Consider the following 13,287-nt stretch of genomic DNA (forward strand, 5'->3'; position numbering starts at 1 on the left):
ATCGAATGTCAACAGGTCAGGCATCCGCCATGGAAGCGTCACCCGATCGTGGCCGCAGCGGGACCGAACCGGTGCCGATATTGCGACGGGGTGAGCCCCGTCTCGCGGCGTAACAACGTACGCAGGTTGGCCGCGGTACCGATCCCACTGTCCCGCGCGATCACCTCGACGCGCACCTCACCACGCTCGATCAGCCGACACGCCAGGTTGAGGCGCTCCCGGGTGAGCCAGGCCAGCGGTGTCGTGCCCAACTGCGCCCGGAAGCGGCGGTGCAGCGTCGCCGGGCTGACCGCGGCGTGCCGCGCCAGATCGGCCACCACCAGCGGCGCGTCGAGTCGTTCCTGGGCCCAGGTCAGGGTGGGCGCAAGGGACTCGTCGGGGCTGTCGGGTACGGGACGCTCGATGAACTGCCGCTGCCCACCATCCCGGTGCGCCGCGAAGACCAACCGTCGACTGACCGCGTTGGCGATCCGTACGCCATGGTCTCGGCGGACGATGTGCAGCCCGAGGTCGAGGGCGGCGGCGCTACCGGCTGCGGTGAGGATCTCCCCGTCGTCCACGAACAGCACATTCTCTTCGAGCCGGACAGCGGGGAACCGGATCCGAAAGGAGTCCGCCCACTGCCAGTGCGCGGTGGCTCGGCGTCCATCGAGCACCCCAGCCTCGGCGAGGGTGAAGGCACCGCTACAGAAACCGACCAACCTCGTACAGCGGGTGTGTGCCCGCCGGATGGCGTCAAGCACAGCCGGCCGCCGGGGGGCGTCGGTGTCGGGCCGGTTAGGGACGATCAGGGTGTCCGCCGTGTCGGCCACCTCCAGACCGGCGACCCCGGTCAGGGTGAAGAAGCCGTCCCGCATCAGCGTGCGCGGCTCAGGCGAGCAGAGGCGGAAGTCGTACAGATCGCGGCCGATTTCGGGTCGACGCAGCCCGAAGACCTCGGTGGCGCAGCCGAGCTCGAAGGGTTCGAGTTCTCGTCCACGATCACCACGACCCGGTGGAGACGCGCCGACGAGACTGGCTGCGAGGAATCTTGCGGCACGTGCGATTTCTAGCACTCACCCACACCAGGGGCAACGGGCCAGGATTGCCACATGCACCGTGAACCCATCACTCTCAGTAGGGCCCTCGCCTCCTTCGAGGCACTGTGGAGTCCCCGCATCGTCACACGGGTCAACGACTACGACGTACGCGTCGCCAAGGTCGCCGGAGAGCACGTCTGGCACGTCCACGACGACACCGACGAGTTCTTCCTGGTGCTCGACGGGGAGTTGTTCATCTCCCTACGCGAGCCAACCGGGGAGCGTACGGTACGGCTCCCACAGGGTACGGTCTTCACCGTTCCGCAGGGCACGCAGCACAAGCCGTACGCCCCCACCGGTGCGGCCATCCTGTTGTTCGAGCCCACGGGGACACTGTCCGTCGGCGACCGCCACGATGAGATCCCCGGCCACGTCGACGCGACGACAGGGCACGCGCTCGGCTCCTGACGTCTTCCACCTCTTCAGAGGTCGTTCGCCACTGGCATGGCCCGAGAATCGTCAGCATATTGGCCACGGGCTCGCTGATCCGAACAACTTCCAGACGATTCCTCCGCAGCAGACTGATGATCCAGATAATCCCGGCGACCTTTGCGACGGCGGCGCGTGCGTAGGTCGTGCCGGCTCTCGGCGAAGCACCCTGGCGGATCGGGCGGACCAGGCACGACGGTGGTTAGCCATGCCAGCGCAGGTCTGCGACCACGGCCCGATGATCTGATGGATGGACGCCTGACACCGGCTCACCGGCCAGCTGCACCCCCTCCACCAGCACCTGCTGGTCCTCGCGTCCGGGGCGAAAGAAGATGTGATCGATACGCTGATCGACCATCTGCGGTCCCGCCGCCAGGGGCGCGGACGGGTGCGTGGACGGCAAGGTGATCGCGTCGGGCGGTCCGCCACCGGCGCTCCAGGCGTCGGTCAACACGTCCCGTACCGGCCGCAGAACCGGGGAGTCGACTGCCGCGTTCAGGTCGCCCATGAGCAGCACCGGACAGGGGCCGTCAAAGCGGGGATCCGTGGCAAGGCCGGCGATGAAGGCTCCTTGCGCGATCCGATCATCGGTGTAAGGAACGCCGTAGTCGAGACAGGCCGCCACAATGGGCAGCGGCCCGGCCGGGTGATCGACACGAACGCTGAGCGCGACCGGATTCCAGGTGCGGTGCCGGGCCGGCATCACCGCTGCCTCCTCATCGAGAATCGGCCACCGACTCAGCACCGCGATCCCAAGATCGATGCCAACCCAGTCGGCTTCCTCCGGATTCCTCGGCACGGGCGGGTAGGAGGGCGAGACGAACGCGGCGTGCATCCCCAGCACGGCCGCCAGCTCGTGTGCCTGTGTCGTCCCGTCACCGGCCCAGACCTCCTGAAGCGCCACGACGTCCGGGCGAAACCGCTCCAGCGTGGTGCGGATGCCCGGCTGCCGGTCACGCCAGCGTGGGCCGAACCTCCACCAGATGTTCCAGGTCATCGCGCGGACCATGCTGTCGACCATCAGCGCACCTCCGATGCCGGGGCGGGACTCGTGGTCTGTATTGCCCGGACACATCGACCACCATGCCCCACGCGACCTGACGGCCGAACGCGATCTCGACCGAATCGACGCCGACGCCTACGTCGACATGCTCGTGGCCACCCTGATCGGTGCCGCGCACCCGCTGCCCACCGAGGGAAAGGTCTACGTGCCAGCATCTTGGCTGTCGTCCACAATGTTGTGACCACCGTCCAGGTCGGGGTCACGCGTTAGCCGTGTCTCTCCGCAGCCCGGTCCGGCGGTCGACAGACCCACCCATCGGCACCTCCCATCGGCATCCTCACCGCACACCGTGGACTGCACCGCCGATTTCCTGCCGCAACAGCACCGCCTCCCCGTCACTGTCGCAGAGCAGCAGCACCTTGAACGGAATTCCCATACCGCATGGCTGGCCGAGCAGGCACGCCCAGTGGCGAACAGCCCGCGACAGGACGTGGAACAACATATGCCGATCATCGATACTGCTCGGCAGCAACCGCGGCGCGTTCTCGACCACGATCAGATACCCGTCGGCGGGCAACCAGCGCAGGTCACGAAGGCATTCGTCCAACGCGGCCCAGGTCCAGCCGAAGTAGCCGGGAAAGAGCAGCGCATCGGAGAACTCGTAGAAGGCGTGGTCGGCATCCGGGATTCTCGTCCCGTCCAGCCGGGCCACGACGAACCTGCCCGTCGCCGGCAACACCCCCGCCAACTCGACCAGGGCACCACGTGAACAGACCGCCAGCTGATCGTTGGAGACGGCCCACCAGTTGTTCACCATGCACTCCTCGCCACATCGACCAGAGAAAGCCCACCACGAGATCCCGCTCGCCAGCCGCCAGCTTGACGCACGCATTCAGACAGCGTTTGCCGCACTACACTGCTGTGCCGTGCAGAAGACGCGCCTTGACACTGCTCGCATCTGGACAAATCGCCAAATGATCGACCCGATCTTCCTCGACACTCCGCTGTATCGCTGCGAAGCACTGGAGCCCGACCTCGGGTGCACGGTAAGCATCAAACTCGAAACGGCGAACCCGGTCCGCAGCTTCAAGGCCCGCGGCACCGAGGTAGTCGCGACTCAGCTCGCCAACAGCGACTCGCGGGCCGTGGTGTGCGCCAGCGCGGGCAACCTCGGCCAAGCCCTCGCCTGGTCCGGTCGTCACCGAGGGCTCGACGTCACCGTCGTGGCATCCCGCTTTGCACCTGCGGTCAAGCTTGATCGCATCCGCGCACTGGACGCCAGATTGGAGCTGGTGGACGGTGACTTCGACATGGCTCGCGAGCGGGCGGTGGCCATCGCGCGACATGACGGCATCCGGCTGGTCGAGGACAGCCTGGACATCGAGACCTGCGAGGGCGCGGCGACCATCGGCCTCGAACTGGTGGATACCGTACCGTCGTTCGACGCCGTCCTGATTGCACTTGGCGGCGGGGCGCTGGCCACCGGTGTGGGTCATGCGGTGAAGACGATCGCGCCCGAGGTCGAGGTGATCTGCATCCAGCCACTGGGCGCGCCGGCGATGACACACTCGTTCCACCAACGGCGCGTCGTCACCACCGACTCGACCAACACCATCGCCGACGGCGTCGCCGGCCGGTGTCCCATCCCGACTGTCCTGGACGACCTCCTCCTAGTCGCTGACGACGCCGTCCTGGTCCAGGAGGCATCGATCATCACCGGCATGCGGATGCTCCTCGACCACGCTGGCCTCGTCGTCGAACCGTCAGCCGCGCTCGGCATCGCGGCGATCCTCGAAGACCGTGACCGCTTCGCCGGCCGACACGTGGTCACCATCGTGTGCGGCAGTAACGTCGACATGAACGCCTATCAGCGCTGGGTCGGTACGGCTGCCCACACCGGTGGCCACCACTGACCGGAACACCGCTGCCCTAATCGGCAGCACAGCGAAGCAACCGAGGGCACCGGGCGCGCCACGGGTGGACCCCCACTGCAACCATCTGTGGCATGGCCACCTTCCGGCTACTGCGACAGACGAATGCCTCCGCACGATTCGCCCAGGTCACCGTTGAGGTGGCGGCGGCGAGCCAGCACGAGGTGGAGGTGGCCGCCACAGCCAGCGACGAACATCGGTGGGAAGCCGAACTGGGCGTCCGATGGGCTCTACCTGACTCTCTCAGCCCGACGAGAGTGACCGTGACCGAGGTTGTCGTAACTGACGTCGACACCGGCGTGGGAGACGTCTACGAGGCCGCTGCCCACGCCGTACGGCAGGCGCTGCACGTCGAACACCAGGTGCCGTACGTGGGTTTCAGCGATCCGCGGATGGTCGCCTCGTGGTTGACGAGCATGTGCGGCCGACGACTCGACGCCGTGACGGAGGCCCGGCACTGGTACGAGGGACAGCGCGAGCCGGACTCGGCGAGCCTGCTGAACGCCTGGCTGTTCTTCGAGTACGCCGTACCGGTGGGTCTACACGGCCACGGCGATCAGCTCTATCTCGCCAAAGAAGATCCATACCGCTCCTACGACATGGACGAGCACGGGGAGACCAGGGTCGGCCAGGCCCAGACTCCGGACGTACTGTCCGGATTCATCGGGGCTCACCTCGTCGACGGTGCCGTGATCTTCGGCCATGACGGCGACGCGGTCTGCACCGGTCTCGTACTGCGGTTCGACATCGGCGACCTCGTCATCGGCACGCTCGACGACGAATGGGTCCTCGCCGTTGGTCCGGTGCCTGCCGACACCGCTGTCCACTGGTCTGTGCAACCCTTCGTGCGCAGCAGCTTGTGCTAGCCACCACTAGCTGTCCCTCTCTCGTTGGAGGCTGCGCCAGCAGCGACGATCCGAGCGGCAGTTTCCGCGTGACCACCGCGGATGGCCCAGTCGAGCGGCGACAGGCCGCAGCCGTGATCTTCGCGGAGATTCGGGTCCGCACCGTGTGCGAGAAGCTCGCGTACGACGTCCGTATGCCCCCATGCCGCAGCCCCTGTCAGGGGCGTGCCCTCCTCGCCGTGCCCGCTCTCGACGTTCGGGTCCGCGCCGGCGTCCAGGAGGATCCGCACGGCCAGGGGCCTGTTCTGCACCGAGGCCAGGTAGAGGGGTGTTGTGCCGTCACGGTCTGCCGCATTCGGGTCCGCCCCGGCACACAGGACTGTGCGCAGGGCTGGGAGATCGTCACCTAACAACCGGGCCATCAGACGAGAGGTGAGCCTCTTGCGCTGTCGGATGTTCACCTTCGGCAGGGTAGGGGGTTCACCGCCCCTACCGAAGGGCCTGGGCAGGAAGCTACACCGACCACGCCCGGCGTTCACGCGAAGTTCTCAAGGCGGAGATCGTCGAGGTGGTCCGGCGCGGTGCCCGTACGACCGGCCAGGTCGCCAGCGGCGTCGACCCGCACAAGACCTCAGCGCGGCAGGTCGATCGGGTGGCGCCTGGTCAGTGGCAGGCCCGCGCTCAGCGACCGGAGACCTGGTCACCACCAGGGCAAACTATAATGATCATAAACGGGGAGGTTCGACGTGATCCACCACGTACAACTCGCATGCCCACCAGACAGCGAAGACACCCTGCGCGCCTTCTACGGTGGTGTGCTGGGGTTGGCGGAGATTCCGAAGCCTCCCGTGCTGGCAGCCCGTGGCGGATGCTGGTTTCGCGGTCACGGCATCGAACTGCACCTCGGCGTAGAGCAGGACTTCCGCCCGGCACGTAAGGCTCATCCCGGCCTGCTGGTCGACGACCTCGAATCCTGGGCCACCCGGCTACGGACGGCTGGGTACGACGTCGAGTTCGATGACGACTTTCCCGGCATGCGGCGCTTCTACAGCAGTGACTGTCATGGCAACCGGCTGGAGTTTCTCCAGCCGGTTGCTTGACGGCCTCCATCGGGGTGCGTTGCCCTTCCGGTCTCGGCACTGACCAGCATTGTCCGGGGCACGAAAATCCGGATCGCCAGCGACCGTCGGAAGGCTCTTGCGCGGGTGGGGAGCCCTGGCCCCTTGACGAGCGGGCTTAGACGAAGTCGGCCGCGTGGTCGGCGGCCCATTGGGCGAACGTACGCGCGGGGCGCCCCAATACCGCCGGCACGTCGCCGGTCACCTGCTCCGGCGTCTCCACCAGGGCAGCCCAGGCGGCCAACGCCGCATCCGCGAACACGGGGCTGCCCATCGCCACGGCCAGCATCGGGCGAATCGCCTCGGCGGGCACGTCCTGCCAGTGCAGGTTCCGGCCGATCACTTCGCCAACGATGCGCACTTGCTCACGTTGGGTAACCGTTTCCGGGCCGCTGAGCACGTAGGTCTGCTTGTCGTGCCGGTCGTTGGTCAGCGCCTCGACGGCCACTGCCGCGATGTCGTCCTCGTGGATCATCGAGCGGGCCGCCGCACCGTACGGCCAGCGCACCACGCCCTCAGTGCGGATCGGCGCGGCCCAACTCAGCACGTTTGTGGCAATTCCGGTGGGGCGCAGCATCGTCCAAGGTAGTCCGGAAGCGGTGATGGCGCGCTCCACCACAGCCCAGAACGAGTTCGGGTCAGCCTCGGCGGAGGCGGCCGACACGTACACGACCCGGGGCGACCCGGCACTGGCGAGCACGTCGGCGACACGCGGAGCGAGCTGCGTCGCCGCAGTGGGGTCAACGAACGGCCAGATCAGGAACACGGCCTCGACCCCGTCCAGGTGCGGGCGCAGGGTCTCCGGTTCGGCCAGGTCAGCGGCCACCACCTCCACACCGTCCGGCAGATTCGCGCCGCTGGGGTCACGGGTGATGGCCCGTACGCCGTGACCCGCGACAACCAGCCGATCCACCACATGCCGCCCGACGTTGCCCGTCGCGCCGGTTACCAAGATCATGGTCTCCTCCAGAGAATGTCGTGCACTCAATGAAGCCGACCGTAGAACCTCAACATTTGTTGAAGTCAACCTCGGCTGGGCATACTCGGGCATGCAGCCCGACAGGTCTTTCGACTGGCATGAGCCCGGCCTGACCATCGGCCAGGTGGCGCATCGCAGCGGAATCGCCGCGTCAGCGATCCGGTTCTACGAGGCGCAGGGCCTGATCAGCAGCGACCGCACGGCCGGTAACCAGCGCCGTTACCACAGCGATGTCATGTGCCGTCTGGCGATGATCGAGGCATGCCAGCGGGTCGGCCTCACCTTGGCCGAGGTGGGCCGGGCACTCGCCGCGCTGCCGCCCGGACATGCGCCGACCCGGCAGGACTGGGACACGCTCGCCGAGCGGTTGCGCACCGAGGCCCAATCTCGCATCGATCAGCTCAGCCAGGTGCTGCACGAACTCGCTCCCGCCCCCTGACCTGAGTCCGGCCCGCACAGCTTCGGGGCGCTGCCGCCGAGCAATGCACGCTGAGCGCGAAGGTCTTCGGGGGCTCGCCCCGAGCCCTGCCGGTTCAACCTCTGTCGTTGTCCTGCCGGATGACCCTCTCGACCAGGCTCACCACCTGCTTGGGGTACTCGTCCGGTGCCAGGTGCCCCGCGCCTGCCAGCACCTCCAGGTCGACGGCAAGGGACCGGGACACCGCCTGCCGTAGCCGTGACGGTGGGAGGAAGACATCGTGCTCACCCGTCGCGACCGCCATCGGGGTCCCCACCGCCGACCGTAGTGTGGCGGCCGGCAGTGGGGAGGGCGCGAGGCTGGACCGGCACTCGCGGGCCACCAGGGTCATCCACTCCGCCAGGACGGGCGACGGCTGGTGCCCCGGTCCGTGCATCACCCGCAGCAGACGGGCACTGCGACGGTCGGTCGGCCGGGCCAGCCATGGCAGCGTCGCAGACAACACCCTGGCCGTGACGCGCAACCCGACGACACCAGCCGGCGCGACGAGGACCCGGCCCGCCACCCGCGGCGAATCACAGGCCAGGGCGATGCCGCCGCCGAGGGAATGACCAACGAGCACCACCGGTCCGGTCGCCGTCTGGTCGAGAAACTCGCCAAGCCATCGGCCGTACCACGCGAGCCCTCCCCGGTCCGGGCGCTCGGCCGCGCTGAGGCCAGGTTGGCCGGGTACGTCGAGGACCCAGACCGACCATCGCTGCGCCAACGCCTGCGCCAGCGGCAGGCACGTCGCCGCGTTGAAGTTCGTGCCCGCCAGCACCACCACGGACGGCGCATCCCCGTCAACGGACACCACATGCGTATCGCCCCGGCTGGTCGGTACCGAGAACCGCCGGTGCGGTACCGACCAGCGGTCAAGCTGATCGAAGCACCAACCTTGAACCCGGCGCTGCCCGTGGGCACTGCGGTAGATCGAAGCCACCGGACCACTATCCCGGACCGTCCACCCGGCACCAGTCCGGCCTCTACCCTCAGATAACCAGGCCGAATGGGCGAAAACAAGACTTGATCTTCACGCGGTGCGATCACAGACTCACGGTCATGGTTTGGGATCCGTTCGGCACACTGCGACGCGCACTGTGGATCGGAGGCGGTCAGTGGGCGGGTAAGTCGACCGTTGCCCAACTCCTCGCGACTCGTCACGGAGTAACCGCGTACCACTACGACTACCACGACGCCCGCGGCCACGACGACCGGCGCGTGGCGCGTCGGGTCCGGCTCGGCGAGCCGGTCACGTCGCCCGATCCAGAGACAGTCTGGGTGCACACGACACCGGAGCAGATGGCCGCCGAGACCCTGGCCGGCTTCCCGATCCGCTTCGAATGGGTCCTCGACGATCTGCGGGCGCTGGTGTCCGGCCGACCCGTCATCACCGAAGGCTGGGGGCTTCGGCCCGAACTGGTTACCCCGTTGGTCGACTCACCCCGGCAGATGGTGGTCATGGTGCCCAGCGAGGCGTTCCGGCAGCATCAACTGCGGACCGTGGCCAGGGCGGCCACCTTCGGGCAGTCGGTCAGTGATCCCGGCCGGGCACAACGCAACCGGATCGCCCGCGACCGCCTCGTGGCCGAGGACGCGGTCCACGCCGCCCGCGCACACGGCGTCCGGGTGATCGAGGTGGACGGCTCCCGCACCGCCGATCAGATCTGCGACCTCGTGGCCGAGCACTTCGCCCCGTACCTGAAGCCGCAGCCGCAGCCGCATCACGAGCCAAGCTCCACCGAATCCGCCCACCAAATCTGAACAAAGCCCACCCCAGCCGTTCAGACATAGCTGACGAGCCCAGCTCAACGCGGGCAACCTCCGCCATCGTCGATCGGAGAGAACAACCTTGGCTGGTCCGGTCTGCTCTGCAGCCCCAGGGCCCGTATAGTCGCGCGGTGAACCTGGATCAGGTCCGGCAGGCGTACACGTCCGTCTCGGAGCTCTACATCGAGCTGTTCGGCACAAGTCAGCAGGTACACGCTGACGACCTCGCCTTCATCGGGCGACATCTGGCGGGCCGACCTGGCACGGTGCTCGACCTGGGGTGTGGGCCTGGCCATATCACCGACTACCTCCGCTCACTGGGCGTCGACGCAACGGGAATCGACATGGTCCCCGAGTTCATCGCCCATGCGCAGGCGGCCCACCCGAGCGGTAGCTACCAACTCGGATCAATGGAAGATCTCGCCGTTGCCGACCACTCCATCGCCGGCATCCTGGCCTGGGGCTCGTTGATCCATCTGCCGCCGCCGGATCTGGACGGCGTGCTCGCCGAGTTCCGGCGAGCCATGGCACCGGCCGGAACGTTGGTGGTTGCCATCTTCGTAGGCGACGAAGCCGAGGCCTTCGACCACAAGGTCGTCACCGCCTATCGCTGGCCCGTCGACGAGTTCTCCGAGCGACTGGCGCGAGCCGGCTTCACGGAAGTCGAGCGCCTACAGCGGCCCGGTGACGGCACTCATCGGCCACACGCCGCCATCGCGGCAGTCGCAGCCGAGCGGTGAGCTGAGCCGGCGTGCCGGCCTAGCTCCTCGGTCGCGACGTGGCCAGCCGGTCAGTCATCGACGGGGCGACGCCACCCGAGCAAGAAGGGCCGGGTGCCCTCGCCGGTCGACCGGCAGCCGATCCCGGCGGCGGCTCGCCAGAGCTGGTCCGACCTGGGCAGCGACCTCCGGCCGCATCATGTGCTCGTGCCGGCAGGCGATCTCGTGGTTCTCGATGTCTCCCCGGACGAACGGCCGCCAGGTGTCCACGGTCTGCAGATTGATCGGTTGGCTCACCGTGGCCGCGAAGAAGAGCAGGTCCCCGTCGAACGCCTCGGGTCGGTACCGCCGCCCAGCGGCGAGGTTCTTGCCAGTGACCTTCAGTAGGGCGGCGATGCGCTCCGCACTCCAGTCGGTCAGTGCCCCGCCCGCTCGACGGATGATCTGCACCACCCGCTCGTCGTCGAGCGACTCGCCGTCGAGCAGGCTCGGGTCGTATCCGAAGTCGGAGAGCACCACGTCGAGCAGCACCCGACGATGCTCCTCGCTGTGCAGTTCGGGATCGCTCGGGTACGCGTCGAGCAGGGCGAGCAGCCCGACCTCCGCGCCCCGGCGGGCCAGTTCGGTGGCGGTGGCGTAGGCGATGACGCCCCCCAACGACCAGCCGAGCAGGTGGTACGGCCCGTCCGGGTACACGGCACGAATCTCGTCGGCATATCCGGCGGCCATCTCCTCGACAGTGGCCGCTGGCGGCTCCGGTCGCGCCAGGCCGGGCGACTGTAGTCCGTAGACCGGATGGTCGGCGTCGATGTGCCGCAGCAGCACGGAGTAGCACCAGCTCAGGCCGGTGACCGGCGGTAGGCAGAAGAGTGGGACGCCAGCACCGCTGGCGCGCAGTGGCAGCACCTTGGCCAGCGCCCCCGGGCTGTCCACTCCCCCGCCGCCGGTGGCACCGGACTCCCGCCTCCCCACCCCGGCCGGGGCGATAGGGGCGTCGGCCAGATGGGTGGCGAGACCGGCGACGGTGGGCTGTTCGAAGACGGTCCGCAAATCCAGCTCGACCCCGAACACGGTACGGATCCGGCTGGCCAGGCGCGCCGCCTGCAGCGAGTGGCCGCCCAGCTCGAAGAAGCTGTCGTCCACGCCTACCAGGGGCAGTTCCAGTGCCTCGGCGAAGAGCCCGCAGAGCACTACCTCGTGGCGGGTACGGGGTGCCCGACCGGTGACCGTGGTGGTCAGCGCGGCAGCCGGCAGGGCAGCCCGGTCGACCTTGCCGTTCGGGGTTGACGGCAGTACGGGCAGCATCAGCAGCACCGCCGGCACCATGGGTGGGGGCAGGTGGGCGGCCAGGTAACCGCGCAGTGCGTTCGGGTCGGGTGCGGACCGGCCGGGTGCGGCCGTGAGATAGCCGACGAGCCGCGACTCGCCGTTGGAATCCGCGCGGACGACCACGACGGCCTGGGCGATGTCCGGGTGCCGAGCCAGCACCGACTCGATCTCACCCAACTCGATGCGGTTGCCCCGGATCTTCACCTGGTCGTCGGTACGCCCGACGAACACCAGTTCACCATCGGGCAGCTGCCGCATCCGGTCGCCGGTACGGTACATCCGCTCGCCTGGTGGACCGAACGGATCGGGCACGAACCGCTCGGCGGTCAGGTCGGGCCGGCGGAGGTATCCGTGGGCGAGCTGTGCACCCGCGAGGTGCAACTCGCCGACCGCCCCCACCGGGACCGGCTGCAACATCGGGTCCAGCAGGTAGGCCCGGGTGTTCCAGCCCGGCCGACCGACCGGCACACCGCCTCCTGTCCCGGCAGGCGCATCGCCATCTGTTCCGGCAGGCACACCGTCGGCTGCCAAGGAAGCTGCACCGTCGGCCGCCCAGGCGGTCACTGCCACCGTCGCCTCGGTCGGGCCGTACATGTTGTGCAGGCCAGGACCGACGACCTCGACATAGCGGGCGGCCAGGTCAGCGGTGAGCGGCTCGCCCACGCAGAGCGTACGGCGCAGGCTGGGACAGTGCGCGGCGCCCGGCTCGGCCAGAAACTCACGCAGCATCGACGGTACGAAGCCGGCGGTGGTGATCTCCTGTCGCTGGATCAGTTCGGCGAGGTAGTGCGGATCATGATGCCCATCCGGTCGGGCCAGTACGGCGGTCGCGCCCACCAGCAGTGGCCAGAAGAACTCCCACACCGAGACGTCGAAGCTCGCCGGGGTCTTGACCAGCACCCGGTCTGTGGCAGTGAGCCGGAACCGGTCCTGGAGCCAGAGCAGGTGGTTGACCACCGCCTGATGGCCCACCACCACCCCCTTGGGTCGGCCGGTGGAGCCGGACGTGTAGAGCACGTAGATCGGGTGGTCCGGGTGCAGCGGGTTGCGGCGTCGCGCGTCGGCCGGATTGTTGGCCGGGTGGCGGGCCACCGCCGCCCGCACGGCTGGCTGATCCAGTAGCAGCGGTCGGGGGCCGGTCCCCGGCAGGTCCACCATGCTCCGGCGGTCGGCCACGACCAGTGCCGGTCGGGCATCGTCGAGCAGGAAGGCGATCCGGTCCAGCGGGTACGCCGAGTCCAGGGGCAGGTACGCGGCACCGGCCTTGAGCACCGCGAGCAGGGTGACCACCAAGTCGACCGACCGGGGCAGCGCGACCGCCACCACCGCCCCCGGGCCAGCGCCTTGGTCGATCAGTTCCCGCGCCAGCCGGTTGGCCCGCTCGTTCAGCTCGGTATAGGACAGCCTGGCGCGGATCGGCTCGGCACAGAACGGCTCGGCGCGGGTCGGCCCGCTCTCCTCGGCGACCAGGGCGATCGCATCCGGGGTGCGCGCTACCTGCGCCTCGATAAGTTCGGTCAGCACCGTCCGCCGCACCGGATGGGTCGTTTCGTTCCAGTCGAACAGCACCGTGCGCCGCTCGGCCTGATCGAGCAGTTCGGCCGTACCCACCGGGATGTCTGGCCGAG

15 protein-coding genes and 1 pseudogene are annotated in these 13,287 nt (G+C 68.4%); 8 read left to right on the top strand and 8 right to left on the bottom strand.

The annotated features are described in order from the left end of the window. Positions 1–38 precede the first annotated feature (38 nt). Complete coding sequence (locus tag FHR38_RS03445) at positions 39–1,055, bottom strand: GlxA family transcriptional regulator (protein ID WP_312881781.1); 1,017 nt, start codon at positions 1,053–1,055, stop codon at positions 39–41. A 36-nt stretch (positions 1,056–1,091) separates the two neighbouring features. Between FHR38_RS03445 and FHR38_RS03450 the strand changes: the two genes are divergently transcribed. Next, positions 1,092–1,487 (top strand): cupin domain-containing protein, encoded by a 396-nt coding sequence (locus FHR38_RS03450; protein ID WP_184532690.1) that lies wholly within the window; start codon positions 1,092–1,094, stop codon positions 1,485–1,487. Between the two features lie 223 nt (positions 1,488–1,710). On the opposite strand, the gene FHR38_RS03455 is transcribed toward FHR38_RS03450, so the two are convergent. Next, entirely contained in the window at positions 1,711–2,505 is a 795-nt protein-coding gene (locus FHR38_RS03455) for an endonuclease/exonuclease/phosphatase family protein (protein ID WP_184532691.1), read from the bottom strand. On the opposite strand from FHR38_RS03455, the gene FHR38_RS03460 reads away from it, so the two are divergent. Next, the gene (locus tag FHR38_RS03460) at positions 2,492–2,752 is read left to right on the top strand and encodes a hypothetical protein (RefSeq protein WP_184540505.1); all 261 of its coding nucleotides are present in this window, start codon (positions 2,492–2,494) and stop codon (positions 2,750–2,752) included. The two genes, FHR38_RS03455 and FHR38_RS03460, sit on opposite strands and share 14 nt — an antisense overlap. Before the next feature lie 96 nt (positions 2,753–2,848). Here FHR38_RS03460 and FHR38_RS03465 read toward each other — a convergent pair whose 3' ends face one another. Next, positions 2,849–3,325, bottom strand: a complete 477-nt coding sequence (locus tag FHR38_RS03465) for a barstar family protein (RefSeq protein ID WP_312881783.1) — start codon at positions 3,323–3,325, stop codon at positions 2,849–2,851. A 160-nt stretch (positions 3,326–3,485) separates the two neighbouring features. On the opposite strand from FHR38_RS03465, the gene FHR38_RS03470 reads away from it, so the two are divergent. Together FHR38_RS03470 and FHR38_RS31885 are read left to right on the top strand one after the other, a co-directional pair. Next, positions 3,486–4,424 (top strand): threonine ammonia-lyase, encoded by a 939-nt coding sequence (locus tag FHR38_RS03470; protein WP_246446276.1) that lies wholly within the window; start codon positions 3,486–3,488, stop codon positions 4,422–4,424. 92 nt (positions 4,425–4,516) lie between these two features. Further along, positions 4,517–5,308, top strand: a complete 792-nt coding sequence (locus FHR38_RS31885; RefSeq protein WP_246446279.1) for a hypothetical protein — start codon at positions 4,517–4,519, stop codon at positions 5,306–5,308. On the opposite strand, the gene FHR38_RS03480 is transcribed toward FHR38_RS31885, so the two are convergent. Beyond that, positions 5,305–5,709 carry an ankyrin repeat domain-containing protein gene (locus tag FHR38_RS03480; RefSeq protein WP_221449349.1) on the bottom strand — a complete coding sequence of 135 codons (405 nt, stop codon included), beginning with the start codon at positions 5,707–5,709 and terminating at the stop codon, positions 5,305–5,307. The two genes, FHR38_RS31885 and FHR38_RS03480, sit on opposite strands and share 4 nt — an antisense overlap. Positions 5,710–6,033: 324 nt before the next feature. On the opposite strand from FHR38_RS03480, the gene FHR38_RS03485 reads away from it, so the two are divergent. Continuing rightward, positions 6,034–6,387 (top strand): VOC family protein, encoded by a 354-nt coding sequence (locus FHR38_RS03485; protein ID WP_184532695.1) that lies wholly within the window; start codon positions 6,034–6,036, stop codon positions 6,385–6,387. Between the two features lie 136 nt (positions 6,388–6,523). Here the strand turns inward: FHR38_RS03485 and FHR38_RS03490 are convergent, their stop codons facing one another. After that, positions 6,524–7,363: an SDR family oxidoreductase gene (locus tag FHR38_RS03490; RefSeq protein WP_184532697.1), complete on the bottom strand. Its 840-nt coding sequence runs from the start codon at positions 7,361–7,363 to the stop codon at positions 6,524–6,526. Positions 7,364–7,454: 91 nt separating this feature from the next. On the opposite strand from FHR38_RS03490, the gene soxR reads away from it, so the two are divergent. Next, the gene (soxR, locus tag FHR38_RS03495) at positions 7,455–7,823 is read left to right on the top strand and encodes a redox-sensitive transcriptional activator SoxR (RefSeq protein WP_184532698.1); all 369 of its coding nucleotides are present in this window, start codon (positions 7,455–7,457) and stop codon (positions 7,821–7,823) included. A 94-nt stretch (positions 7,824–7,917) separates the two neighbouring features. Here the strand turns inward: soxR and FHR38_RS03500 are convergent, their stop codons facing one another. Next, on the bottom strand, positions 7,918–8,784 hold the full coding sequence (locus FHR38_RS03500; protein WP_184532699.1) for an alpha/beta fold hydrolase: 867 nt from the start codon (positions 8,782–8,784) through the stop codon (positions 7,918–7,920). 119 nt (positions 8,785–8,903) lie between these two features. Between FHR38_RS03500 and FHR38_RS03505 the strand changes: the two genes are divergently transcribed. Further along, positions 8,904–9,605 carry a hypothetical protein gene (locus tag FHR38_RS03505; protein ID WP_184532700.1) on the top strand — a complete coding sequence of 234 codons (702 nt, stop codon included), beginning with the start codon at positions 8,904–8,906 and terminating at the stop codon, positions 9,603–9,605. Positions 9,606–9,742: 137 nt separating this feature from the next. Then, entirely contained in the window at positions 9,743–10,351 is a 609-nt protein-coding gene (locus tag FHR38_RS03510) for a class I SAM-dependent methyltransferase (protein ID WP_184532701.1), read from the top strand. A 54-nt stretch (positions 10,352–10,405) separates the two neighbouring features. Here the strand turns inward: FHR38_RS03510 and FHR38_RS33700 are convergent, their stop codons facing one another. Both FHR38_RS33700 and FHR38_RS33705 read right to left on the bottom strand, forming a co-directional pair. After that, positions 10,406–11,863 (bottom strand): thioesterase domain-containing protein, encoded by a 1,458-nt coding sequence (locus FHR38_RS33700; protein WP_446685683.1) that lies wholly within the window; start codon positions 11,861–11,863, stop codon positions 10,406–10,408. Beyond that, a pseudogene (locus FHR38_RS33705) lies at positions 11,840–13,270 on the bottom strand (amino acid adenylation domain-containing protein); the annotation flags it as partial. The gene FHR38_RS33700 and the pseudogene FHR38_RS33705, both read right to left, overlap by 24 nt. Positions 13,271–13,287: the final 17 nt, after the last annotated feature.

The organism is Micromonospora polyrhachis (assembly GCF_014203835.1).
Lineage (GTDB): Bacteria > Actinomycetota > Actinomycetes > Mycobacteriales > Micromonosporaceae > Micromonospora_H > Micromonospora_H polyrhachis.

Excerpts from the sequence above, each read along its gene's own strand:
- FHR38_RS03450 (WP_184532690.1), top strand. The coding sequence starts at position 1,092 with ATGCACCGTGAACCCATCACTCTCAGTAGGGCCCTCGCCTCCTTCGAG.
- FHR38_RS03460 (WP_184540505.1), top strand. The coding sequence starts at position 2,492 with ATGTTCCAGGTCATCGCGCGGACCATGCTGTCGACCATCAGCGCACCT.
- FHR38_RS03455 (WP_184532691.1), bottom strand. The coding sequence starts at position 2,505 with ATGACCTGGAACATCTGGTGGAGGTTCGGCCCACGCTGGCGTGACCGG.
- FHR38_RS03470 (WP_246446276.1), top strand. The coding sequence starts at position 3,486 with ATGATCGACCCGATCTTCCTCGACACTCCGCTGTATCGCTGCGAAGCA.
- FHR38_RS31885 (WP_246446279.1), top strand. The coding sequence starts at position 4,517 with ATGGCCACCTTCCGGCTACTGCGACAGACGAATGCCTCCGCACGATTC.
- FHR38_RS03480 (WP_221449349.1), bottom strand. The coding sequence starts at position 5,709 with ATGGCCCGGTTGTTAGGTGACGATCTCCCAGCCCTGCGCACAGTCCTG.
- FHR38_RS03490 (WP_184532697.1), bottom strand. The coding sequence starts at position 7,363 with ATGATCTTGGTAACCGGCGCGACGGGCAACGTCGGGCGGCATGTGGTG.
- soxR (WP_184532698.1), top strand. The coding sequence starts at position 7,455 with ATGCAGCCCGACAGGTCTTTCGACTGGCATGAGCCCGGCCTGACCATC.
- FHR38_RS03505 (WP_184532700.1), top strand. The coding sequence starts at position 8,904 with ATGGTTTGGGATCCGTTCGGCACACTGCGACGCGCACTGTGGATCGGA.